The sequence below is a fragment of the Alteromonas confluentis genome, from assembly GCF_001757105.1.
In the GTDB taxonomy this organism is placed as follows: Bacteria; Pseudomonadota; Gammaproteobacteria; order Enterobacterales; family Alteromonadaceae; genus Alteromonas; species Alteromonas confluentis.
On record NZ_MDHN01000033.1, the window covers coordinates 1 to 26118 of the forward strand.

Below are 26118 nucleotides of genomic sequence, written 5' to 3' on the forward strand. Positions count from 1 at the left end.
GAGCCTGTAACAGATTCTGTGTAACTGCCATTTAGTTAATATGCTTTTCGAGGCGTTCCTCGAACTCGATAATAAAACGACTCATAGCCTGACGCCAGTTCTGAATGGGCATTGTCCATTTTTTGCTGGCATCTTTAATCGCTAAGTAAATCATCTTCTTAGCTGAATCATCACTTGGGAAGATTTTCCGCTTTTTAATAGCCTTTCTGATAACGCTGTTGAGCGACTCAATGGCGTTGGTGGTGTAAATCGCTTTGCGGATATCCTCAGGGTAACTGAACAGCGTATTAAGGTTTTGCCAGTGATTGCGCCATGATTTAGCAATTTGTGGGTACTGGCCGTCCCAGATTTCACTGAAGCGTTCCAGTTCAAGCAAGGCTTCGTCTTCAGTGGCTGAGCGGTACACCCGCTTTAAATCTGCTGTTACAGCCTTGTAGTCTTTCCACGATACATACTTTAGTGAGTTGCGCACTATATGCACGATACACAGCTGGATGTGGGTCTGAGGGAAAACGGTGTTAATAGCATCAGGGAAGCCTTTCAGACCATCCACGCAGGCGATAAGAATATCTTCGACGCCACGCTGCTGAAGCTCCGTCAACACGTTTAACCAGAACTTAGCGCCTTCATTCTCGGCAATCCACATGCCCATCAGTTCCTTGTGACCTTCAGTGTTGATACCCAGAGCCAGAAAGATGGACTTGTTGATGACCCGCTTATCTTGGCGAATCTTCACGACGATGCAGTCCAGGTAAACAATCGGGTAAACGGCATCTAGAGGACGTGACTGCCATTCAATCACCTGCTCAATAACTGCATTGGTGACACGAGAAACGAGCGTGGGCGATATCTCAGCGCCATACCACTCCTCAAAGGCATTGACGATGTCACGGGTGCTCATGCCCTGTGAGTACAGCCAGAGGATTTTCTCGTCCATGGAAGTGAAACGGGTTTGGTGCTTTTTGACAAGTTTGGGTTCAAAGGAGCCTTCACGGTCGCGAGGCGTATCGAGTTTAAACTCGCCATCTTCGGTTTTGACCCGTTTACTGCTTTTGCCGTTGCGGGTATTGGTCGACGTGGACTGTTGATGTTTTCCGTAGCCAAGATGCTCATCCATCTCTGCGTTTAGTGCCGCTTCAACGGTGATCTTCTTCAACATCTGACTAAATTCGTTCAAGTCCTCAGGTGTTTTAATCCCTTTGGCCGCTTCCATTGCGAAAGCTTCAAGCTCTTTCTTGTTCATTTGCATCTGCCTATCCTTAACTCTCAATAGAGTATGTTGAGATAGGCAGTTACACAAAATTAGTTACAGTCTCTACATGAAATGAGGCTGGAATCTCAGCCTCATTCTTATTACTACTCTGTTTTACCTACAGCCAGTTTACCATCAATAGACTTAGACAAATTGTTGTTGCCCTGATGCTCGCCTGGCAACAGAAAATATGAACCTGCGTTTGATATTTCGTCTGCCAGGGTGCTATTTAAGTCCTGATAATATTTGAAATCTTCAACTTCTGCAGCCACATATTCAGGGCGGTCTGTTTCGCTATTGAATATGTAATTATTATTATAAACGGTGGAAGTTAATTGGCTAGTATCGTATATCCCGTAGCCCATGTTACTCCACTGGACATCGTGGATCATGATATTGTCTTTAGCTGCAACCAGAAACTCACTGGAACCGTTAAAGCCGGCTTTAGCTATCCCGTTGCTGCTTGTCACAATCAGGTTGTTGAAAATATTTACGCGGCCTGACTGACCCTCTTTGTAGCCACCTACCTTGACTGCTCCCCAGGCTTTTCCTCTTTCGTCCCCAAGGTTATGGATATAATTGTTAAAAATAAAACTGTTTCCACCCAGGTTAGGCGCAGCGCTTATACCACAATAGGCCTGTTCTATTTCATTATCATAAAACAGTACATTGTTCTGGCCACCATCAAGCTCGATAATATCGTCATTTGCATAAGCAAAGTAGTTGTTATAGACAGCTGAATCTCTTATAAAGCCGCCGTAAACACGACCGTTCACCCGACTCTCAATAACATCATTGAAGCGCTTTTCAGGGCTGCCATAGAAACGATTATTACGAATAATATACTGGCCTCTATATCTCTCTTCACGATGATTAGCATAAATGAGCATTGCATTCGGGCCCATAGGGTGACCAGCCCCCCAGCTATTGGCCCCCATTCGCGGTGAATGAATAGCGCAGTTTTCTATCGTCACCACGCCGGAGGTAGAAAAGTAAATACCAGAGTCGTAATTAATAGGTTGAGTATCGTCTTCACTGTAATAAGCCTTACCATCTCTGATAAAGTTTGCAGGGCGGCCATAACCGCTAACATCACAGCCGTTTATCCAAATGTGGTGTGCATCTTTTGCTTTGATTGCATGAATAAGTCCACCTTTAACAGTAATGTTTTCAAAGTAGACATAGCTGTTGTTGCCAATATCAACCGCGAATTTGTCGTCTAGGCCTACTTCCACAGGATGGTTAGCATCGCCTACAATTTTTGCCCATGCGCCCTCGCTGCCTTCTATGTTAAGGGCTTCTAGATCTAATACGCCACCCGAGTATATATCACTCAGATAATAGACTTTTTGCGGGTCGATGGGGGGCGTGTTTGTCCGGGTTCGAAACTGAAATACTTCTTCATAAGCATCTACTGCATTCTCAACATGAATTTTTACTTCATAAGCCGTGTCGGCATCCAGATAAACAATGTTGCCAGTAAATTGCTGGGACTTAGGGTCCCAGAGTAAGTTATAAGCATCCTGCCAGCTAATTGTTCCTTCTTCGCGAAACTGAACATTATTAATAGTATCTTCAGCAATATCGGGTAAGCGAATACTTACGGACTCGATAAGGGGAACAACTTCTGGCGACAGACCATTAGTAAATGGAGCCGCCTGAGATGTATCGCTGTTGTTTACTATTTCAGCTTGCGATTGAATAGATGTACACCCAGCAAATGCAGTAATAAGAAAACTGATCAGGACTGTGTGCTTTACACTTCTGGGGGTCTTTTGAACGATTGCCATGCCTTTAACTCCGGTTAAGAAAATAAGCTTAAGAGCCAGGGCAATTATAGGGAGTCGCTTGTGATTATGATGATGTCTCATACTAACTAATTATCCTCCGTTATACCTTTTGTGCGATCGGACAATATGAAATTATATTGTTTAAGAATACTTTTCAGGCAGTTAGTGGGAATTGCGATTGTTAGGTGCAATTTATGTTATTCAGAATAATTTAACAGGTGTAAGGTTTGAGTTATTTGATGTACTATAACGCAACTGCTTGAGGACATATATGAGCATAATAAAAAATTAACATTTTCATAAAATTCAATGAAATAGTTGATTCTAGCATAACTGGCCAGGTATGTTTTACATGGTTTTGTTTGAAAACAGCAAGTTATTGTAAACGAAGTCACTAAAGAACCTGTTTTCAGATTTTTAGCGTTTCACAACGGGTGTATCTAAACAGCGTTTCGCAGCGGCAATCAGTAGTTTGGTAGTACCGTTTTATGCCATTAGGATTTGAATATTACTTTCAGATTTATATGGTTAAAATGGGTAACAAGGAAAAGTAGGTGTTAGTGCAATGGGGAACAATGTGAAAGAACAGCTGCAAGCCCGGTTTTTTGATGAAGTAGCAATAGACTTTGGCCATTACTGGGCTGTAATAAAGCGTAATCTATTTTATGTTGTCGTGTTTGCCCTGGTCATGTCGGGTGTCGCGGTTTGGGCTGCAAAACAACTAACGCCAATGTATTTGTCTACAGTTTCAATTCTTGTCGAGTCTAAAGCGGCCTCTCCTGTGTCAGTCGAAGAGATTTATGGCTTTGATGCAAGCAAAAAAGAATACATGAAAACACAGTTTGAAATTTTGCGGTCCCGCAAAATTGCCGAGAAAACTGTTCGCCGTATGGAGTTACATAACAATCCGATCTTTATGCCGGAAAGCAGCACGCCTTCTCTGATGTCTCAGGTTCGTGGCTGGGTTTCTGAAGTGACCGGCGGAGCCGAGACGCCATCGGCCCGGTTGTCTGAAGAAGAAATTAATAACGCAAAGGTAAAAGCAACAGCCGCAAAACTACTGTCGTCCGTTGCGATTGTGTTGGTTAAAGACACGCAAATCATGGAGTTATCAGTTTCATCCCCTTCTGCGGAACTGTCTTCGCAAATCGCGAATACGATGGCCGATGTTTACGTTGAAAACTACTTTCAGGAGAAAGTGGAAATGACGACAAAAGCCACAAACTTTTTAACCGAGAGTATCTCTGGTCTGAGAACCAAGCTGGATAAAGCAGAGCAGAAACTTTCAAGCTTTTATGAAGAAAATCAAGTTGTTAATATAGACGGTGTAACCGGGCTTGCCGGCGACAGACTTTCCCAGCTTAATAGCCAGCTCATGACCGCGCAGCACGAACTCGAAGCCAACCGCGCAATTTATGAACGCACCCGACAGCAGGTCGACCGGGAAACAATGTACAGTCTTCCTGCTATCCTCAATCACCCTGCAATTCAAAGAACAAGAGATGAAGAATTAAAGGCCGTCCGCAAGGTGTCTGAGCTGGAAAAAACCTATGGACCAAAGCACCCGGTCATGGTCGCGGCGCAAGCTGAGCTGATAGCAATTCGCGGCGCTTTAGAGTCACAAGTCGATGAGCTGCTTTCGAGTATCGGTACGCAGTACCAGTCTGCCCTGGAAAGAGTAAGCAAGCTGCAAACAGAAGTGCAGGTCGCAGAAGAAAATTACCGTCGTTTAACTGGACTTGAGACGACACGTTCTGCACTGCAGCGAGAAGTAAGTGTAAATCAGCAGCTTTATGATTCATTCTTTAGTCGACTTCAGGAAACCAGTGAAATTATGGACTTTGAATCTTCAAATGCCCGGATCCTGGATGTTGCAGAAGTACCAGCATTTCCATCGAAGCCCAATAAGCCTCTTATTGTAATAGCAACGTTTATCGCGAGTTTTGGTCTGGGAGTTGTCGTTGCGCTTGGTCTTGATATGTCCAATAGCACTGTCAGAACACCAGAAGATGTCGAGCGTAAGTTAGGGCAGCGAATGCTTGGCATACTGCCGCTGATAAAAGGTAATAAGTTAGCATTACGAACATACTTTGATGGCAGCAATCATCAGTTTTCCGAATCGATCCGTACGCTTCGAAGCAGTTTGTCGTTATTGAATATTGAACGTCAGAATAAATGTATTATCGTCACCTCGACGTTACCACAGGAAGGAAAATCGACGGTCGCTACAAACCTTGCCTTTGCTTTAGGACAGATTGAAGAAACGCTAATTATTGATGCTGATTTGCGCAGACCATCTATAGCAAAATTGTTTGGACTGCCAAAATATCAGCCGGGATTGTCAAACCTGATTATGGCCACTCACTCGTTGGATGAGTGTGTGGTAAAAGATGAGGAATCAGGGCTGCATGTGATAAGTGCGGGAACAGTGCCAGATCATGCTCAGGAGTTACTTGACTCGGAAGCGTTTGCGAACTGTATTAAAGCACTAAAATCAAAGTATAAATACGTGGTGTTGGATAGTGCACCGTCGCAGTCTGTCGCCGACAGTCTAGTTGCTTCCAAGGTCTGTGACTCGGTGATATACGTTGTAAAAGCCCATGATACCAGTGAAAATTTGGTTTCGAATGGCATCTCGCGCTTTCTTCGGATTGGCTCCAGAGTTGACGGCGTGGTCCTGAACCAGGTCAACGTTAAAAAGTACAGCAAGTATGATAGTTATGCTGGTTACTATGATGAGTATGAGTATGGTAAAAGCTGACTCTCGTATTTGTGACGTTTATTTTGACCGGATGTAGCAAGAAGCCAATAAGCCAGAAGACTTTTACCTTCTGGCTTATCTTTGAGTTTTTTACTAGCTGTGCATGTATATGCGAATCTGCAGACTATGTTTTAAAATCGGTTAGCGAAAAGCTCTAAGGCTGTTAAAATAAATTACCGTGGACGGTATTCACAGAATCTAAAATACTAAAAATTAATTTTAGAGTGTTAAGTAAACTGATAATTCACCATCGAACGGTGTAATCATTTTTAAAAAATTAAAGTTTGATGTATTCCATGCTTAGCTCTATTTTTTCTGTTTCCCAATCTAATGGTTTATTTTTTCTTTAAATTTGCAATTTGTAATTCAAAATATACTATTTCAATTGAGAGATATGATTTTAATAGCTCTGCAATTTTCAGTGCTTTTAATGTGTCATTGTTACTAAAAATGACCTTATATATCTTTAATGCAGAGCTTCAGTTTAGAAATGACTAAATGTTGCCGCGGCTTTCAATTTTTATGTTTAAAGTGCTTGAGTCAGAAGTTAGTCATTTATTAGTTAGGATATTTTATCAATGAGAATGGAAGACGTTATATTTACCCGGGTTGGCGGCGTAAAAACAGCTTGTCTGAGTCGAAAACAACTAGTCGATTTGATTGTTCAAAGGTCTTTAGATTATAAAGACCCATTTTTCGCATTCTCTGCGCCACTTACTGTGCTAGATTCTAATGGCCAGGCTGTGTCGCTCGCAAACTCGAATGCCGAGTTTAAAAAGGCATTAGAGGATGCTGATATAGTTCATGCAGACGGACAGAGTATAGTTTCATTTTCTCGTTGGTTCAGTGATAACCCTATCCCTGAACGCACGGCTACAACAGATACGATACACGATATACCAACATATTTTGACGGAACTCTACGTCATTTTTTACTAGGCGGTACAAAGCAAGTTGTTAAGCAATGTGGCGATATATTATCTTCGAAATATGCAAACTTTAAAGTTGCAGGGGTTCGTGATGGCTATTTTTCTGCTGAAGAGGAAAGTAGGGTTGTAGATGAAATAAACGAAGCAAAACCTGACGTACTCTGGGTAGGATTAGGAAAGCCTAAAGAACAACGCTTTGTAAAAAATAATAAAAACAAACTTAAAGTTCCGGTGATAATTACCTGTGGTGGGTGTTATAACTATATCACTGGAGATTACAAACGTGCACCAGAAATTTTCCAGAAGACAGGATTTGAGTGGCTTCATAGAGCTGCTACAGAGCCTCGAAAACTTCTTTGGCGATATCTGACCACTAACCCCCATACTATTTATTGTGTATTAAAACACCGCCATAAGAAGCATGCCGAATGAAAAAAGATAACGCGGTGAAATCAAATCACAGGGTATTGTTTTTGCATAAAGCTTTCAGTTTAGATGGTGGGGTTGAAAGGGTTCATAAAAACCTGTCATCAGCACTCGCACAGCAGGGCGTAAGCAGTATTTTTTATGTGAACGATGTGTCTGATTGCCAGGCCGATGGCTATGAAAGCCTGGCGAAAGACTTTAGCGCATTTAGAGCTGACTATCATGCCAAACAGACAAAGAAGATTCGCTATTTATTTAATCTGATCAAATCAGAATCTGTTACTGTCATTATTTCTGCTACAGAAACGGCGAATATGCTGGCTTTCTTCTGCAAGCTTCGTTTTCCGGCGCTCAAAGTGATATTTACCCGTCATTGCGCTTTTGACGTAAGTGATCAAAAGCTTTCTCCCTGGGCGATTAAAGCGTTATATACGCTTTACAGTCTGGCTAATGGCTCTGTGGTTGCCGTTTCCGACCAACTTCGTGAAGAAATCGCAAAAAGTGTTCTAGTTGGTAAACGAAGAGTCGATTTTATTCCTAATGCGGTTCTACAGCCTGTTATAGGAACGCTTGCTGATGATGCTCCCTCCATTCCGTTACCAGAAAAATATTTTTGTAGTGTAGGAAGACTCGTTGAACAAAAAGGCTTTGATCTGTTAATTAAAGCGTACCACAAAGCGCTGGACTTAAGACCATCTTTGCCTGATTTGGTGATTGTGGGAGAAGGGGAGGACAGGTGCGAATTAGAAAGTCTGGCTTCTAGGCTTAATATAAAACATAAAGTTCATCTACCGGGTTTTAACAGCAATCCATACTCAATTGTAAAAAGAGCTGAAATTTTCATACTGTCTTCTCGTCATGAAGGTATGCCTACAGTGCTGGTCGAGTCCATATTTCTCAATACGCCTGTTATAGCTTTTGATTGTCCCACCGGACCCAGAGAGTTAGTTACGTCGGAAGAGGTAGGTGCACTTATTCCAGCTGAAAACATCGATAGACTAGCTGACGCAATAGCCCAATACGATGAACTTCTCATAAACGACCTGTCAATAAGCGAGTACGTAAAAAACTTCTCATATGAAAATGTTGCAAAGGCGTATATTTCGAAGTTTTGTTAGTTTAAGTTTTTAAACCTAACTGCAAATTTAATTTTGAAGTGCTCCTCTCGCAAAAATGGGCAGCCTTGCGCAATTCATAAAATACCGCTTCTGGCTGCCACATACCCCATTCCCTGGAAGAACAAGGGTTCACTAAGTAGACTTTCTTCGACCACTCGTGGTCACAGAATTCGCTTCCGTTTTTCGCTGTGTTAGTGCGTATGTGACATCGTGATTCTCACAGCATGCAAACACCAGGCCCGATTACACGTGCTACACTTTTCGCTAGCATTTAGCGTTCCAGATAGAGCTTACTATTTCACTGTAGTGGCATAGTGAATTTGGCCACCTGATTAGAGCTGCTATGATAGCAGCATAACAAAATTAGGTGACAACATGGCAAAGAAGAAAGGCCCGAATTTCAGTCCTGAATTCAGACTTGAAACTGCACAACTGGTTCTCGACCAGGGATATACGAATAAGGAAGCGGCTGACGCGATGGGTGTTGGTTACTCAACATTGGGTAAGTGGGTGCGGCAGCTTCGTGAAGAACGCGATGGCAAATCGCCTCAGGCCACGCCAATGACGCCGGAACAACGAGAAATCCGCGAGTTGAAGAAACAAGTTGAACGCCTTGAATTAGAAAAGGAAATATTAAAAAAGGCTTCTGCTCTGTTAATGTCGGACTCCATGAAACACTCTCGTTAATCGAGAAACTGAGTCAGAGCAATAAGCACCGATATTCGGTAAATAATCTGTGTGCGGTACTGGATGTCCACCGCAGCACATTTAAATACTGGCAACAGCGCGATAAGCGGCCATCGCCGGAAGCTATCCGGCTACGCAGCCTGGTACGCGAAGCGTACCGACTGAGCGGTGGTTCTGCCGGAGCGAGAACTATATCAGACATCATTACGAACGATGAGTCTCACGACGTTACGCTAAGTCGTTACCGTGCCGGCAAGTTCATGAAAGCGCTTAGCTTGTTCAGTTGTCAGTTACCGAAACACGCTTACAAGAAAGGGACGCAGGAGCACGTTGCTATCCCGAATTTGCTCGATAGACAGTTCGCCGTTACAGCACCAAATCAGGTCTGGTGCGGCGATGTGAGCTTTATATGGACGGGGAATCGCTGGGCTTATCTGGCTGTGGTTATCGACCTGTTTGCCCGCAAACCAATAGGCTGGGCAATGAGTCATTCACCGGACAGCAACCTGACCTGCCAGGCTCTGACAATGGCATTCGAGTATCGGGGAAAGCCTAAAAACTTGATGTTCCATAGCGACCAGGGATGTCATTACACGAGCCGAAAATTCCGTCAGCTAATCTGGCGATATCGCTTAACACAAAGTATGAGTCGCAGGGGAAATTGTTGGGATATAGAGAATAAAATCTATAGTTACTGGGAGTAATGATCTGACCCGTGCTGGGATTGATGAGTAGTGTCTTTGTGTTGACCTGTCGGTCATTACTTTCCAGTTTCTGAATATTTCTCAGTCTCAGTGACCTAATAGGAGCATTGTAATGCAACATCTGTGTCCAGTCCTGAGCTGATCGCTAGAGGAAAGACAGATGAGCAATAACAATACTCAGTTGTTAATTTTAGGCGTTGATACACATCTCGAAACACATGTCTGTGTTCTGATTAATCAGATTGGAGTAGTCGTTGATACATAACAATTTGAAGTAAGCTCAGCAGGTTATGCTGCACTTACCAGATGGTGTGATTCGTTTGGGAATGTGCAGAAGGCCGGTGTTGAAGGTACAGGCACTTACGGTGCAGGCCTATGTAAACATCTGCAGCACAAGGGAATAGCTGTTTTTGAAGTAAATAGACCAAATCGAGCCAAACGCCGATTAAAAGGAAAGTCAGATCCAACTGATGCAGAAAATGCAGCTCGCTCTGTATTATCTGAGGAAGCAACGGCGGTACCAAAGTCACATGATGGAAATGTCGAAGCACTTCGTTATCTTGTTATGGCAAGAAAAAGTTCAGTTAAGTCAAAGACGCAAACCATTAATCAAATCAAAGCTCTGCTCGTGACAGCGCCAGATGAAATCCGTCAACGTTGTTATGTGTCATCACCCATAAAATGTGTGGAAGCCTGCGAAACGTTAAATACGAAATCAAATTCTTATCTCGAGAGCAGTTTAATTTCCATGCTACAACTGCTGTCTTCTCGCTGGCGCTTTCTAACTGCTGAACTAAAAACGATAGACAAGCAGATAAAGTCACTTACAGCATCAAGTGCGCCAACGCTAATGCAACAGTTTGGTGTGGGCAGTTACGTTGCGGCAACACTCATGGTGGCAGCTGGCGATAATCCGCAAAGACTGAAAAAAGAATCGTCCTTTGCAGCATTATGCGGTGTTAGCCCAATGGAGGCATCATCAGGTAAAAAGCAGCGACATCGTCTCAATCGCGGTGGTGCGAGAGACGCAAATAATGCGCTTTGGACAGTAGCAATGATCAGAATGCGAAGTGATGCCAGGACGCGAAAATATGTTCAACGTCGCAGCTCAGAAGGAAAAAGTGACAGAGAAATACAGCGATGTTTAAAGAGGTATTTAGCGCGAGAATTATATCCCATGATCGTTTCAGATCTTTCATCCTTGACATAGGAGCGTCAACAGCCCGATGGAACGCTTTTTCAGAAGTCTCAAAACCGAATGGGTTCCAACAACTGGTTACCGGAGTTTTGCTGAAGCAAAGCAGAAGATTGGTGATTACATTCATGGCTATTACAGCCGACTGAGACCGCATTCATACAACGGTGGTTTAACACCGAATGAATCGGAGAAACGTTATTGGAATAGCTACAACGATGTGGCCAAAATTACTTGACCACTACAAGCACGTGTAGCTGAGAAATGTGGAGAGCATCTTGTAGCTAAACATAAAAATTTTCTTCTTGCTGGAAGCAGGCAGGGTCACTTTCATGACGAGGAAAGCGACAGTATCATTGCGCATATTAATCAGTGTTCTCCAGATGTTCTCTGGGTAGGTTTGGGAAAGCCGACGGAGCAGGAGTGGGTTATCAAAAACAACGACAAACTTAAAGTTAAGGTAATAATAACTTGTGGTGGCTGTTATAACTATGTCACTGGTGCTTACGGCAGAGCAGCACTCTGGATGCAGAAAAATGGATTAGAATGGTTATACAGGTTGTTAAAAGATCCTAGAAATTGTTTTGGCGATACTTTAGTACAAATCCTATAGCGATTTTCGGTATGATGTTTTTTAGAAAACAACGGTTTTAAGTACTATGACTGATATCTGGCCTTCGCCTGTTGGCAGTATGTATGCGGACTAGGACTAAACTAAGTCAAGATAAGCCAGAAGAAAAAGTGAAAATATGTAAGAAGTCTTTAGTTAGACTTACAAGTCAAGTATGGATGCCTTTCCTAAAAAGTCCGTATGCTAATATGAGCTGTATGCACTGCGATACTATTCAGAAGAATAGTCGTTATTATATTACATTAAACTGAAATTTACTTTCTTTGTATTTTTGATTTGTATATCTTTAAGCATCTTCTACAGGACAGATATGGTTGTTCAAAAAATCACAGGCGATGTTGATTTGCGATAGCCATACTTTAAACCGCTTTGAAAGAGGGAATGGAAAATTAAATGAAGATATTAGTTACCGGAGCAGCAGGTTTTATTGGCTCCGCAGTTTCCATCGCGCTTCTGGAAAAGGGCTATCAGGTTATTGGGCTTGATAACATCAATGATTATTATGATACCGCTCTTAAAGATGCTCGATTAAAAAGGATTGAAAGTAGTACTAACGCTGAAAATTTCAGTTTTATCAAAGCTGGTGTTGAAGACAGGCCACAAGTAGAAGTACTTTTTAAACAAGAAAATTTTGACAAAGTCATTCATCTTGCGGCACAGGCTGGGGTGCGATATTCACTTGAAAATCCCCATGCTTACATCGATTCTAATATTGTTGGATTCACGAATATTCTTGAGGGCTGCAGGCATAATAATGTAAAGCACTTAGTGTATGCGTCTTCAAGTTCAGTGTATGGTGCTAATGAAAGCATGCCATTTGCTGTAGAGAATAACGTCGACCATCCGGTATCGTTATATGCTGCCAGTAAAAAGGCCAATGAACTAATGGCGCACACTTACAGTCATCTCTATGGCCTTCCCACAACAGGTTTGCGTTTTTTTACCGTTTATGGCCCATGGGGAAGACCGGACATGGCGTTGTTCCTTTTCACCAAATCCATTCTGGAAGGTAAGCCAATTAAGGTATTTAATTACGGTAACCACAGACGGGATTTTACTTACATAGATGATATTGTTAGTGGCGTCGTTGCCACCATGGAAAACAACGCAGCTTCTGATACTGATTGGAGTGGGTTGACACCTAATCCTGGCACTAGTAGTGCGCCGTGGCGTGTGTATAACATTGGGGCTCAAAAGCCCGTTCACTTGCTTACGTTTATCGAAACGCTTGAGAAAGCGTTAGGTAAATCTGCAATTAAAGATCTGCTTCCAATGCAAAAGGGCGATGTGCAGGATACATATGCCGATGTGGAAGCCTTAGTAAAAGATACTGGTTATCGCCCTCAGACTGATATTGAAGAGGGGATAACCAACTTCGTAGAATGGTATAAAGCGTTCTACAAGATCTAAATCACATCTCTGAAAAAGTTAGTTCAAGGCCGGTTAGTAATGATTAAATAACTGCAGAGCAGTTAAGTTACTGCATCGGCTTCATTTAGACTTCATGATTCTATTCTACGATTTATCTTATTCACGAAAATATATATAGTATTAGGATTTTACGTATCTATTGTATCTAGCAAGAATAATTGCCCTCTTAAACAGTTTCACAAAGGATTTGGATAGTTGAAAAAGAATCTTACCGTTAGCGTGATTATTCCGGCCTATAATGCTGAAGTGACTATCGCAAGAGCTTTAGACTCGGTTATGGCGCAAACATATCTTCCCGCCGAAGTTATTGTTGTAAATGATGGCTCCTCTGATAACACGTCTGACGTCGTGGAAGGGTATAGCAGTGCTATACCCTTACGTTTGATTGAGGTTCCAAATGGCGGCCCTGCCAGAGCGAGAAATACTGCGATTGATGCAGCCATTGGTGATTGGCTGGCATTTCTTGATGCCGATGACTTGTGGATTAGTAAGGATAAACTTGCCTTGCAAATTTCCGTTGCTGAGGAACATCCTGGGGCCACCGTTATTGATACATTTGCAGAGATCTACTGGGATGAAGCTAGGACGAATATTAATCGATATATTAAAAAAGACGATGCACTTTCACTGTTGATGAAGAAAAACATTATTAACGCGACGTCATCAGTTCTAGCAAAAACCGAAACGGTAAAGGAAGTTGGTGGCTTTGATCCATCTCTCCGCTTTGGAGAAGATCGCCTGCTCTGGGCGAACCTGGCGAAGCGTGGAGAGGTGCACACTGTAGAAAATGTTTGCATTTTTAAGGAAAACAGCGAGACAAACTTAACTGCTAAAGGTCTTGCGAACATCGACTACAGAGAACAGTTAGTTAAAAAACTACTCGCACTGAAGCCAGTATCTCGTTCAGAAGAGAGGAAATTATGGCTAGTTAATTATGAAGAGTTCTTAAGAAAAGCACTAAAAAATAAAAGGTTTGACCTGTATAACTTAATTGCAATCAGAACTTATAAAAAATCAGGGGTACAATTTCTGCTTTCAAGATATTCTCTGTATTTCATAGCTTCATTGCTAATTTCAAAATTAAAATAACAGGTAATTAGCTTAATTATGTCAGTAGTAAAAACAAGGCTTAGTCACCTTTTCTGGGTGTTTTTCGAAAGATTTGGATTGGTTGGGTTATCAATCATTTCTTTTCTTCTTTATGCACAGTATCTTACGCCAGAAGAGATGGGGTTAGGTATTCTACTTTTGGCTCTTGTCGAGTTGTGTTCGGCATTCACGATAGCAATTGTCGATAACTCCATTATTCGGCTGCGAGAAATGACGCCAGAGCAGGATGGTACCTCCTTCTGGTCTCTGGTCGGTTTCAGTACACTATTGGCGGTACTAATTTATACAGGCTACTGGTTTTATTTCGATGATCCGCGTACACGATTGATTGGGTTGTTAGCCGTGACCGCTTTGCCCTTTCAGGTATCTGAAAGACTCCATATTGTCCATCTGCGAAAACAAAAGAAATTTAAAAAGCTCGCAAACAGAACGCTAATCGGAAAGTTAAGCGGCATTTTTGCAGGCGTGTCTCTCGCTATTTCGGGATTTGGCGACTTCGCTATTGTGATGCAAACCGTTACGATGGCAATGGTGTCTGCCACCATCTTATTAGTCATAGAGAAACGGCAACTCCCTTTTACTTTTGACCGACGTTTTGTCATTGAGCAACTGGGAGTAGGGGTTCCTTCTTCCATAAAAGTTATGAACATGACCGTATTTATGAAAGGCATCGTTCTGTTAATTGAAAGTGCTCTGGGAACCGCCTTTGTTGGCTATTACAATTTTGCTTTGCGGCTCGTTGAATTACCTCGTACCGCGTTACTTTCAGCATTGATGGGTTATGCGAATCCGGTTTACGCCAGCCGGAATAATGCTGGCAAGCCGCTCGATGTGTTTTTTTTACAGTCAACAAAGTTTGCGCTGCTGGTCATCATGCCATGCTTTGTCGGGCTCAGTCTGGTAGCTGACCCACTCATTCGGCTGATTTTTGGTGAAAAGTGGGTAAATGCAATTACAATGCTTCAGGGAATTTCTGCGATAACCGCATTTAATCTTTTTTTCATGTTCTTACCAAGTTGTCTGATTGCTTATGGTAAAACGAAACTAGGCCTAAAAGGGCAGATCCTGGCAAGTATCGCCGGTCTGTTAACGGTTGTATTCTTTATCAATGATATAGGATTGATCTCCGTCATTTACGGGCTTTTGCTGCGGACTTTCGTTAGCTTTATTGTCAATCTGGTCGTGTTACAGAAGATATTTGTTGTTTCTACCAAAGATTTTATGAACTACTGCAAACTTCCTATCGTAGGTTGCACTGCGATGTTTGCTGGCGTCTTCCTCTTAAATAATTACGTTGACTTTACCTCTCTATTGATTGAAATAATTACAGAGGTTGCAGTAGGCACACTGTGTTATCTGATTAGCATCTTCCTGCTTGAGCGAAGAATTATTCAGGAATTCAGTGGCTTTATAAAGGCAAAAGCCTGAAGACTGTTACTAACTCTTTCTCGTTGCTTCTGTAGACAACGAACACAAGCTTAGGATACACAATGAAAATAGGGATACTTACGCTACCGTTACACACTAATTATGGTGGAAACTTACAAGCGCACGCATTGCTGAAAGTTTTGAAAAAAGAAGGCCATGAGGTTGTTTTTTTAGATAGAAGGCGTAATAAATACAAGCCAGTTAAATTTTTTATCACCGTGCCTTTGGGTTTAGTGAAAAAATACGTGTTGAATAAACCAGCTCCAATATTAGATTTTTATAAATCTACGCGTGAGTACGATATCGTTTCTGTTAACGCCAGAAAATTCATTGAACACTATATAAACCCGAAAAGTGAGCCGGCTTTTTCAGGTGAAGACCTACTCGAAGAAACTCTCAAGTTAAAGTTGGATGCGATTGTTGTCGGAAGTGATCAGGTTTGGAAGCCATCTTATACACCAAATATTTTTGAGTATTTTTTGGGATTTATTGATGGTAATAAACATAAAGTCAGAAAAGTTTCTTACGCGGCCTCCTTTGGTAACGATGATTGGAAATACACAGATCACGAAACTAAGAAGTGTGCCAGTCTGGTACAGAAATTTGATGCTTTAAGTGTCAGAGAAGACCTGGCAGTAAAACAATGTACAAAATTCTTTGGTGTTGAGGCTAGCCATGTTCTCGATCCAACTCTACTGCTTGACGCGGACGAATACGTGGATTTGTTCCGCTCTGAGGGCATTGAGAAAAAGCAGACCATTTCAAGTTATGTTCTTGATAGATCAGATTTTATTGATGCTGTTTTCGCCAGAGTATCATCAAAAATTGACCTACCTGTAAATAAATTAAATACACGCACGGAAGAGTTAAATGCGCCAGTCCAAGAAAGAATTGCTCCACCTGTGGAGAGTTGGTTGAAGGGGATCTTTACCTCTGAGATGCTAATCACTGATTCTTTTCACGGTTGCGCTTTCGCGATACTGTTTAATGTCCCCTTCATTGTAATTGGAAATGAGAGACGGGGTATCGCGAGGTTCAATTCACTGCTAACGTTGTTTAATCTTCAGAGCAGGATGGTTAAAAGCGAACAGGACATTCAAATTGCATTAGAACACCAGATAGACTGGGATTCTGTAAATGCTAAATTGAATGAAAACAGAGAGCGTTCATATCAGTTTATTAGAAAAGCGTTCTCTTAATGGAAGGCTCCATATGGAATAATTGCTTCAATTCGAGTCACTATATAGACCGTGCTAACGTGATGGCATGAATGAGTATCGAGGTGGTAAATTGAATAAAAAGCAGACGCTCGCCTTTCATATCGGCGCTCACAAAACCGCAACCACGCATTTTCAAAATACATTGGCGTTACTCGAGGATGAATTGAAAGGTGATGGAGTTCGCTACTTCCCGTTGGACGTTGTAAGGCAAAAGTTTAATTCTTTTTATTTTATGCATGACATGAAAAAACGTCTTTTTTCATACTCGCCTGAATTTTTAAAGATAAAGTGGCTTGAAGACATATTTAACATCTCTGGTGATTATCAGCGATATCTGTTTTCTGAGGAAAACATGTTGGGGAGCATGGATAGTTTACTTGATGCAAAGAAACCTTATCCTTTGATGAATGAGCGCCTCAATTTTATTCAATCATTGTCAAAAAAATATGATATCGAAATTTTTCTCTCCATCAGAAATTTCGCTGATATATATCCCGGTGCTTACACTACCGCGTTACGATTTTACCCCGAAGTTATTCTGAACGCACGAAACAACCTGCTGAAAAATTTAGAAACGGATACACTGCCTTCATGGTACAGCCTGATAAAACGACTACGGGACATTTTTCCAACTATTCCAGTTACAGTATGGACCCATGAATACTACAAAGAACATCAGTCTGAATTATTTGCTGTTTTTGCCGGACGAAAATTAGCTAATATTCCTAATGTAGAGGTGCCAGCAAATACCGCAACGCCAAACGCGCGAGGAATTGAGCTTATAGAGCAGAATATCAAAGGCAGAGAGAAGCTGGATATCAAATGGAAAGACTTCTGTATTAGCGTGACGAAAAAGAACCTACCCCAGAGCCCTTCGGACAGATATACGTTTTTGAATGAATCCCAAAGGCTAAAGCTCAATAAGCAATATACCAGTGATTTACACCTGCTTGCTGATGATAAATCGCTAAATATTACTTGTTTGTACACAGATACATCTAAAATGTAGAGAGTAAAGGGTGATTCTCAGGTGTCATGATTTGAATATGGCGCAGATCGCACCAACGGGTTTATCTATAGTGCGTTTCCAGTGACATGTGAACTTAGACGTTTTAGAAAATAGCGGTGTAGTTGGTATCTAGTTCGTTAACTTTATCGGTGGTGGGCTAGACAACGCCTCTTAAACGACTTACTAAAATCTTACGCTTCTAAAACTTACCTATTAATAAAAGATTAACTACAATTGACATAAGTAAAAGAACTTTTCTCCTTTTACACAGTACTAATGTGTAGTCATTTTTCTGTCGGCTGCTTCTTCATCCACTTTTCTTCATTCTCGGGATCGCGCATGGCTGGCTTAAAACTAAAAACTAAAGATTTTGCAAAACGACTTATCGTCAAAACGAACTACTCACTGGGCAACTATGACAAGACAATCTGGATTCTAGGTGACGGAAGAAGCGGCACAACCTGGGTATCCGGACTGATAAACCGGGACGCGACATACAGGGATATGTTTGAACCCGTTCACCCAAAAAGGGTTAGTGCATTTAAAAACCATATGCCGCACCGATACATTAGGCCAGGAGAGGTCGATGTCGAAACAAATAGTTTATTCAGAAGTATTCTTACCGGCGAATTTTGCCATAGCAGTGTTGACAGAGATAATCATACATTGTTTTTTAAAGGGATTTTGATAAAGGATATCTTTGCGAATTTACTCAGCTATGCGATCACGCAGAATCACAGTCATGTGAAACCAATACTGCTTATGCGGAATCCTTTTGCGGTAGCACTTTCTAAAGCTAAGAAGAAGAACTGGTTCTGGGAAACTGAGCCCTTGAATTTGCTTAAGCAAAAACAATTGTTTGACGATCATCTTGCTCCTTTCGAGTCCCTTATTGTAAAAATCAGTGCGAAAAAAGACTTCATTCTTAATCAAATCCTCATTTGGTGTATTATCAATTACGTACCTTTAAAGCAATTCAAAGAAGGTGAGTTACACACATGCTTCTATGAAGACATTTACGAGAATCCGAATTCAGAAATAGCGAACATTGAGCGATATATTTCTGGGAATGTCGTGGCGACTAGCACCCCATTAGAGATGAGTAAAATCTCTAAGCCAAGTCGTGTTGTAGGTAATCACAGTAATATTGTTGCTGGTACCTCGCCTATTACGTCGTGGCAGGAAGAGGTTGATGATGAAACGTATGAAATGGGATTGGATATATTGAGAAATTTTGGGTTTGATAAACTTTACAATGAGAAAGGAATGCCTGTACGCGAGGTTTTGAAATCGATCCCTTAACAAAAATGCTAGAATTTTGCACCCTGTCGCAGTGACAGGGTGGGCTTTGGACTGTAAACACATTATTAATGTTAGTTGTGAAGCGAGAATTCCTGCCGGATTTGCTTGGATACAAGTCTGAGACGTTTTAATCTACTAAAAAGAATGCCCGGACTACTGAGCATAAGCTTGTTTATATAAAACTGCCTCAACAGACTTTTAGATTTACTATGGGCATTTCTATGGCCTATACGATATACAGCACCCAAAAAAGGAAGCTCAGAGAGGCCCAGACCTCTTGAAGATAACTCCGGCTTTATAAACATATGGCTTCCGAGATACTTTTTCATATCCTCAACGGTAAAATTTGAAAAGTCAAATGAGTTACTTCTTATAATCAAAGAACTGCCACACTTCCTGTCGAATTCTGGGAATTTCATTAATAAATTTCCTTCATCCCCCCAAATATACCCCTCACTAATGTACCAACCATTTTTATCCGAGTTATTCTCAACAAATCGAGCTAGACCTGCATGAACAAAATCGTCGTCATCAACGGTCATATAAAACTGACCAAGCAAACCAGATTGCAATGCTGCCAGTACACGACGACCTTTATCGAACCTGAATGATTCGTAAAATTCATCTTGCGTTGCGTTTCCTTTTTCATGTAAGCAGTTCGGTTCGAAATCGACATTTATTCTCACTATTCTTTTATCGTCGAAATCGGGAAGAACTGAATCTGAATTAGCGACTATCAGGCAATTCCAATTACCCGATGTTTGATTTGAAATAGATGATACTGTTTGATTGAGATATTTCACAGTATCATCCCAACTCGGTGCATTTTCATGATGTCTTACCGGTATGATAAAACTTAATACAGGGTTCATCAAAATATCCTTTTGAATGCTAATTAAATCGGGAAATGAGTTTATTTCACTTTTCCCTAGACTGATATATCACTTATAAACTAAATGTCTGAATTATATCAGTAGTTTATGCTTTTAAATTTTCTGGCTTCGGTAAGAAGAAAATGTTGTTTTTAAGTCTACGCGCTGGACTAATTTTATTTTTTGATTCTACATACCTAACTAAAGTTTTTTTAGATCATTTATCCTGTAAAAAAACTATAAAACATTAAAAAATACAATAAATCATTAAAGTTCGTGATAGCAATGAAATGGAAAGAGCGCCCTCCACTAACAACTCAAACTCCGATCTACTCGGTTTCTCGTAGCAAATCATCTGGCCGTTGAAACCATGTTCGTACGTGCTGAGTTGTGAAACGATTGAAAAACTTCCAACTGAATGTCAACTTTTTCTTTCTAAGAGACAATAGCTTAACCAAAGTAGGGAGATACAATACCAGCGAGGCAGTCCACCACATATTTTCGAAAGGTGACCGGTTAAAGGCTTTTAATTTGATGAAGTCAATTAATGTTATTTTGGGAACTAATGATGAAACGGAGAGAGAGGTGTCATCGTGAAGTACCTTGGAATAGAGAAAGGCTGTTTCTTTACATGGGTTGTTAAAGAAGTATTCTAAATTACTAAGAACATGCTTTTTCAGTTCAGGACTATGTAAGTCTAAGCTTTCAAGAATGATTAATTCTGAATAATATCTTATTACATCTTGTTGGATATTTAAGCCCCATTCAATTAATGACGTATTGATTTCTTCGGAAAGTACCGGGTTTATTCTTCCATTATCAGACTCGTAACCCAAAAGTGTGCCATGAGTTGCATACACAAATGACTCGAAAATAGGGACGTTAATTTTATTATTCGTATCAAGAAATTTGTGAAGGTGGTCATTTTCGCTATATCTAAATGTTCTCAGTAAGTTAAAATAAAAACCATGAATTTCCGGGTTAAAATTATGGTGTCTAATCGACTTTGATAGCGAATATTGTAGTCTTCCATTCCAGCCTACATCAACAATTCCGACTTTTTCGGAATCAAAAAAACCTTCCTGTTCTAAATATTCGAACAATATCTTTCGTTTTATAGCTGACTTTGTTAATACTTCGTTGACTAAAGCTCTGCAGTTTAGAATAAGATTTTTCACTAAAGAAATTTCATCATTATTGAGGAGCTGATTTTTATCTTTATCGACGCCATTAGTTCTGAAGTAATCTTTGTAGTCATTGTAACTACATTCAAGCCGACTAAAAATTCTATCAAATGTAATAGATTTAGGTTTGTAAAACACCCATTCGTATGCGTAGTCGTCAATTTCGTCGCAGACGCTTGCAAGGTGCCACGCTTTCCTGGAAGCATAAAGATACTTACATTCAATCTGGGTGAAATGTTTTTTCTGAATTATCTTTGCGATTTCAAGCATGATTTGCCCATCGCGAGCGAGAAAATATAATTTTCTTATATTATTTTTGTGTGCTTTTTCTAATAGATCGTAAACGTACAGGAATAGAGTGGGAGCTATAACAGATGCACTAATATTTTTTATTTCAGTACGGTCGGTGTCGAAATTAATTCTGGTGTTTTTAGCGCAACCAAAATATTTGGCGATGTCTTCATCGACAGGGTTTGTTTTTTTCTCAATTTTAATAAGGTGGGAATCTTTAAATATTTCTGATTGTATTCCGAGTTTTTTTGGCGAAATGTAATCTGAATATCTATTGTCGCCAATGTGGAGCCATTCATTAAAATTAATTTTTAAATCCGACATGACGTGCTGAAAAAGACTTCCTGTTCTTTTTGTTTTTCTCAATTCGGAAGAGATGTAAACAGTAAAATCTTCAATTTTTAACACGTCTCTTATGATTTTTTCAATTGTATATCTATCCAAGTAAATGTCAGTTATTATGATTTTATTTTTCGCATCTAGGAATTTTTGATGCTGGCTATTAATTGGAACTATATTTTCTATTTCTATTTGGCACTCGTACTCCATGATGCTCTTTAAATTATTGTTGGATAACTTCAAAGAGCAATTTAACTCTTCATATATTTCTTCTAAAGAGATCTCCTCAAATTCTGATTTTTTCCTAGCGGACCTTTCCGCATGAATCCTCATCGAATAAAAATCCAGTTCATTAGGAATGATTTGTAGTGTTTTTATTTTTTTCTCTAAAAGGATGAATATATCCTTCGGATTCAGTACTTTTCTTGTAATCAGAGTGTCAAACAAATCGAATGTATAAATCATATTCAAATCCCTTTAAAAAAACATATAAAAGTCTTTTCCCTAGCGCTAATGTATACTCATTCACCATTTCATAGCCTGATAAGACTATTGTTATATTTTTATGTGAAGCTCTGCCTTTGCCTGTCTCATCTGGAAGGCTTATTGGAACTCTAACTATAAAGGAAGATTGCTATCATTTGTATAAAAAATGCACTATAAGATTGTATGTCCATGTTTTTACTAGTTAAATTCATGTTCCTCTCTCTTGGCTGGCAAAATTGGACGCGCCACATACTACCGTTTGGTGAATAGCAAAGAGTAGCTGCACTATCGTTGTTATATAAGCTCAGTAAGCTTATCCGCTGCACAGTTTACTAGCACAGTACGTGTTCATTGAGGCGTTGAAAATCGACTTCATTGGGTTCTCTATGTGACTATACGTGAAGATGACTGCCCAATTAGTCGTGGCCATGCTGCAGCTAATTTGGCGAGTTTCCTGCTTGTCGCGCTGAAACAAATACACCGAGATAAGGCAATAAAAGTGAGCGACAATCGCAAACAGATGATGGCAACGATGAGCGAGGAAGTGCTGGTTCTAATAGTGAAAGCTTAAAAAATGTTCACGCTCTTGCCCTGCCTCCATCACTCGAGGCTTACCTTTTTATAAAGCAAAATAAGCTTAGCAGTACCCCTACATGTTAATTGAGATGAATTTAGGTAGATAACTAAAAATAAGAAGTAGTTAATATATGTTCATTAGTAATATCGAATGTAACAGGTCGAAGTTACAAGCGGCTGAACAAAAACAGATTTTGTAAATCGACTAAATATGCTCAGCGACACATTTATAGCTGATGTTGGCAAAAAGCATACCTCATTAAAACGCCGGGTTGTCCATTTTCTTTACATAGCCTTCCCCTAATATCCAAGTTGTAACTATAAAGTATTAATAAATAATGAAATTTACGGTTGGCATTTTATTTGCTTGTGCTTTCTTTGTATATCAACTATATCATCACAAACTTGGAGTACTGATGAACAAGATCAAGAGTTTTTTATCCGTTTTAGCACTGAGTGTAGGTTTCTCCGCTAACGCAGCAATCGTTGAATTAGGTGGCGCCGAAGTTGGCGCATTTAATATTGATGCATCTGTCGCGTCTTTCGAAGATTTCTACGCCTTGGGCACTGTTAATAGATATTCTACAGCGTTACCTTTTGCTGAAGAAAATACGGCTGTTTTCTTCGTTGGCCAGCTGAATTCTAGCTTGGCACTGTTCGGTCTATTCGATGCTTATTCATCTGCTGCGACAGACGCTGGTACTGCAGTTTTTGATTACACTTTTAATCAGGGTACAGGTGCTTACACATTGATTGACGATCCACGGGAGGCTGTTTCTGGTTCTCAGGTTTCTTTCGAATGGAACGAATTCAATGGCGACGGTTTCGTACTGGAACTGAATCCTGGTAACAACATCGATCTGGATGCTGTTCTTACTGGTGTTACTGGACTGGACAACGGCTTCAAGTTCCTATCTTTCGACAGCAACAACCAAGCAACTGACATCGCTCTGGCATCAGGCGATTTCAACCTGTCTGTAAACGTTCCAGAGCCAACTTCTATCGCAATCATGGGTTTGAGCCTGTTAGGGTAAGCGTCCGCTAATCCCACCTATCGTTTTGCAAACTGCCATGGTAGATGTTGCTCGATACCGGTTTCGGGTTTGCTGAGCTGCTCCAGGCAGGCCATGACATAATCGAACGCATTGAGGTCGTTAGCCTTCGCTGTTTCAATGATGCTGTAGAGGATGGCGCTGGCATTGGCACCGGTTGCGGTCTGGCTGAACAGCCAGTTTTTTCTGCCGATGACGAACGGTTTAATGGCTCGCTCTGCGCGGTTATTGTCGATGGTGAGCTGGCCATCGAGTGTGTAACGAACCAGTTTATGCCATTGATTAAGGCAATACTGTATTGCCTCGCCGAGTTTTGTTTTCGGTAATACCTGTTGGGCTGATTTTATCAGCCAGGCTTCAAACTGATTAAGCAACGGCAGGCTTTTTTCTTGTCGTTGTGCATAGCGGGTTGCTGCGGTTTCTTCTTTTAACTGCGTCTCGACACGGTAGAGCTTCTGTATGTGGTTCAGTGCCCAGTCGGCTTTGCCACTGCCTTTACTGCCAGCGCCTTTTTTCGCTTCCATGAACTTGCGTCTCGCATGGGCCCAGCAGCCGACTAAGGTGGCCTGCGTTTGTTCGTAGCCCTGATAGCCATCCACTTGCAGATAGCCGCTATAACCATCAAGGAAGTCCACGGCACATCGCCCCGCACGACTATTGTGATAATCGTACAGTACGATATTGGGTGTTGACGAGCCGGTAATGGTCGCTTGCGGTGAATCTGCACCGGTGGCATACAGCCACATGTAACTGGTCGCTTTGTCAGAATCGACAACCTTCAGCGTGGTTTCATCCGCCTGGATAACCGGTTGCTTTAGCAGATGTTGATGAAGCTGGTCATAAAGCGGTTTAAATAACTCAGCGCAACGGATTATCCAGTCTGCCATGGTTTTACGGCTGAGTTCGATGCCATGCTGTTTGAACATGGCTTCCTGCCGGTAAAGTGGCAGACCATACTGATATTTGCTGGTGATTATCTGGCTTAACAAGCTGGGTGTTGCATAGCCTTTAGGGATAACGCTGTGAGGTACCGGCGCTTGTTTAACCGTATTGCTGATACCCTCTTTTTCGCAGGTACGGCACGCATATTTCGGACGTACATGCTCAATCACTTTCACCTGAGCAGGAATGAACTGAAGTTTCTCAGACTTATCTTCACCGATGCAGTGCAGTGTGCCAGCGCAGCAACCACAGACTTTATCTTCATCAGGGATATCGTGAACGATGACTTCACGCGGCAAGTCCTCAGGCAGTGGTTTACGCTTAGGTTTATTGCGTGTATAGCTGATGGTTTCCTGCTCTGGCGTTTCAACATCGGCAGTCAGTTCTTCCGCCTCATTAAACAGCTCACCCTGACCAGGGTGGCCTTCAGTACTTTTGCCAAACTGTTTTTGCTGTGCGATACGGAACTGCTCTTCCAGGTATTGATACCGGTTATTCAATTCCCGGAGCTGCTGCTCCAGTTCAGCGATGCGGCGTTGATAATCTTCTTCGTTCATAAGACTATTATCGCCGATTAAGGTACTGATTACCTGATGTTATTCAGACTATTTCGTGATCGATAAATGCTACTTATGATCACCGGTTATAAGCCGGAAGCCGTGTAGTTCAATGGCGAATGGCCTATCACATCAAAGCCCGACAATAGCCACTGCAACTGCTGCTCACTCAGGTGCATGTGCTGTAATTCAGTGTCTGATGGCCATTTGAAGCGATGCTTCTCCAGGCGCTTATACCACAGGGCAAAGCCAGTTTTATCCCAGTACAACACCTTCAGTTTATCCCGCTTTTTATTGCAGAACACAAACAACGCATCCCGGAACGGATTCAATTCCATCTGCTGTTCCACCACGACAATCAGGCCGTTGATGGATTTACGGAAGTCGACATTATCCAGATAAAGATAAATGTCAGAAGGCTCGACGAACATCTTCATTCGTTCAGCGCCTTCATCAGGTCGGCTAACCACTGTGGGCTGACATTGGCGGGTATGCGCAATGTCGAAGCAGCGCATTCAAGCGAAAGGGTCTGCGGGTCATCTTCAATACGGGATTCGAACGTGGTGACTTCGCGCTTAACGTGAACAAACTTATTGCTGGTTCGCTGAAGCCGGATGTCACTGCGTCTGGCATAAAACGTCTGAATGTTTATCTGATGCTGACGGCAGAACGCCACCGCTGATAATCCACTTTGTTCCTGACGTTCGAAAAGCGCCAGCCAGGTATTAACGTCTCGTCGTTGGTATCGCATGGTGTTCTCCTTAGCAAAAGAACACGATGCAGTAGCGACATCAGTTTTTGAATGTGGGGATTACCGGACGGTTAC

At 41.4% G+C, this 26118-nt stretch carries 18 protein-coding genes and 4 pseudogenes; 15 read left to right on the forward strand and 7 right to left on the reverse strand.

The features are described from left to right. Positions 1–31 precede the first annotated feature (31 nt). Together BFC18_RS14545 and BFC18_RS14550 are read right to left on the reverse strand one after the other, a co-directional pair. Positions 32–1243 (reverse strand): IS256 family transposase, encoded by a 1212-nt coding sequence (locus BFC18_RS14545; protein WP_139138946.1) that lies wholly within the window; start codon positions 1241–1243, stop codon positions 32–34. A gap of 113 nt (positions 1244–1356) precedes the next feature. Continuing rightward, entirely contained in the window at positions 1357–3042 is a 1686-nt protein-coding gene (locus tag BFC18_RS14550; RefSeq protein ID WP_070126297.1) for a right-handed parallel beta-helix repeat-containing protein, read from the reverse strand. Positions 3043–3619: 577 nt separating this feature from the next. On the opposite strand from BFC18_RS14550, the gene BFC18_RS14555 reads away from it, so the two are divergent. From BFC18_RS14555 to BFC18_RS14615, 13 genes and pseudogenes are all read left to right on the forward strand, one after another. Then, positions 3620–5803, forward strand: coding sequence for a GumC family protein (locus BFC18_RS14555; protein ID WP_245680398.1), 2184 nt, complete (start codon positions 3620–3622; stop codon positions 5801–5803). A 578-nt stretch (positions 5804–6381) separates the two neighbouring features. Beyond that, the gene (locus tag BFC18_RS14560) at positions 6382–7164 is read left to right on the forward strand and encodes a WecB/TagA/CpsF family glycosyltransferase (protein ID WP_070126299.1); all 783 of its coding nucleotides are present in this window, start codon (positions 6382–6384) and stop codon (positions 7162–7164) included. Continuing rightward, a complete protein-coding gene (locus tag BFC18_RS14565; RefSeq protein WP_070126300.1) occupies positions 7161–8276 on the forward strand; it encodes a glycosyltransferase in 1116 nt (371 codons plus the stop codon). The genes BFC18_RS14560 and BFC18_RS14565 overlap by 4 nt, the downstream gene beginning before the upstream one ends. A 375-nt stretch (positions 8277–8651) precedes the next feature. Then, positions 8652–9634 (forward strand): annotated as a pseudogene (locus BFC18_RS21630) (IS3 family transposase); the annotation flags it as partial. Positions 9635–9947: 313 nt separating this feature from the next. Beyond that, positions 9948–10877: pseudogene (locus tag BFC18_RS14580) on the forward strand (IS110 family RNA-guided transposase); the annotation flags it as partial. Between the two features lie 7 nt (positions 10878–10884). Beyond that, positions 10885–11100 (forward strand): annotated as a pseudogene (locus BFC18_RS14585) (IS3 family transposase); the annotation flags it as partial. Positions 11101–11124: 24 nt separating this feature from the next. Further along, positions 11125–11475 (forward strand): annotated as a pseudogene (locus BFC18_RS22175) (WecB/TagA/CpsF family glycosyltransferase); the annotation flags it as partial. A gap of 411 nt (positions 11476–11886) precedes the next feature. Beyond that, a complete protein-coding gene (locus BFC18_RS14590; protein ID WP_070126303.1) occupies positions 11887–12903 on the forward strand; it encodes an NAD-dependent epimerase in 1017 nt (338 codons plus the stop codon). Between the two features lie 216 nt (positions 12904–13119). Beyond that, the gene (locus BFC18_RS14595) at positions 13120–14013 is read left to right on the forward strand and encodes a glycosyltransferase family 2 protein (RefSeq protein WP_070126304.1); all 894 of its coding nucleotides are present in this window, start codon (positions 13120–13122) and stop codon (positions 14011–14013) included. 18 nt (positions 14014–14031) lie between these two features. Next, complete coding sequence (locus BFC18_RS14600; protein WP_070126305.1) at positions 14032–15462, forward strand: oligosaccharide flippase family protein; 1431 nt, start codon at positions 14032–14034, stop codon at positions 15460–15462. A gap of 62 nt (positions 15463–15524) precedes the next feature. Further along, positions 15525–16661, forward strand: coding sequence for a polysaccharide pyruvyl transferase family protein (locus BFC18_RS14605; protein WP_070126306.1), 1137 nt, complete (start codon positions 15525–15527; stop codon positions 16659–16661). Between the two features lie 67 nt (positions 16662–16728). Further along, the gene (locus tag BFC18_RS14610) at positions 16729–17691 is read left to right on the forward strand and encodes a hypothetical protein (protein ID WP_070126307.1); all 963 of its coding nucleotides are present in this window, start codon (positions 16729–16731) and stop codon (positions 17689–17691) included. A 339-nt stretch (positions 17692–18030) separates the two neighbouring features. Beyond that, positions 18031–18993, forward strand: coding sequence for a sulfotransferase domain-containing protein (locus BFC18_RS14615; RefSeq protein WP_070126308.1), 963 nt, complete (start codon positions 18031–18033; stop codon positions 18991–18993). Positions 18994–19064: 71 nt separating this feature from the next. Here the strand turns inward: BFC18_RS14615 and BFC18_RS14620 are convergent, their stop codons facing one another. Both BFC18_RS14620 and BFC18_RS14625 read right to left on the reverse strand, forming a co-directional pair. Further along, entirely contained in the window at positions 19065–19865 is an 801-nt protein-coding gene (locus BFC18_RS14620) for a glycosyltransferase family protein (RefSeq protein WP_070126309.1), read from the reverse strand. A gap of 329 nt (positions 19866–20194) precedes the next feature. Continuing rightward, positions 20195–22144 carry a hypothetical protein gene (locus BFC18_RS14625; protein WP_070126310.1) on the reverse strand — a complete coding sequence of 650 codons (1950 nt, stop codon included), beginning with the start codon at positions 22142–22144 and terminating at the stop codon, positions 20195–20197. Between the two features lie 409 nt (positions 22145–22553). Between BFC18_RS14625 and BFC18_RS14630 the strand changes: the two genes are divergently transcribed. Together BFC18_RS14630 and BFC18_RS14635 are read left to right on the forward strand one after the other, a co-directional pair. Beyond that, positions 22554–22736: an ISAs1 family transposase gene (locus BFC18_RS14630; protein ID WP_070126311.1), complete on the forward strand. Its 183-nt coding sequence runs from the start codon at positions 22554–22556 to the stop codon at positions 22734–22736. 343 nt (positions 22737–23079) lie between these two features. Then, entirely contained in the window at positions 23080–23775 is a 696-nt protein-coding gene (locus BFC18_RS14635) for a hypothetical protein (protein ID WP_070126312.1), read from the forward strand. Positions 23776–23792: 17 nt separating this feature from the next. On the opposite strand, the gene tnpC is transcribed toward BFC18_RS14635, so the two are convergent. From tnpC to tnpA, 3 genes are all read right to left on the reverse strand, one after another. Then, positions 23793–25292 (reverse strand): IS66 family transposase, encoded by a 1500-nt coding sequence (gene tnpC / locus BFC18_RS14640; protein ID WP_070125564.1) that lies wholly within the window; start codon positions 25290–25292, stop codon positions 23793–23795. A gap of 86 nt (positions 25293–25378) precedes the next feature. Next, entirely contained in the window at positions 25379–25729 is a 351-nt protein-coding gene (gene tnpB / locus BFC18_RS14645) for an IS66 family insertion sequence element accessory protein TnpB (protein WP_070125565.1), read from the reverse strand. Further along, positions 25726–26043: an IS66 family insertion sequence element accessory protein TnpA gene (tnpA, locus tag BFC18_RS14650; RefSeq protein ID WP_070125566.1), complete on the reverse strand. Its 318-nt coding sequence runs from the start codon at positions 26041–26043 to the stop codon at positions 25726–25728. The genes tnpB and tnpA overlap by 4 nt, the downstream gene beginning before the upstream one ends. Positions 26044–26118: the final 75 nt, after the last annotated feature.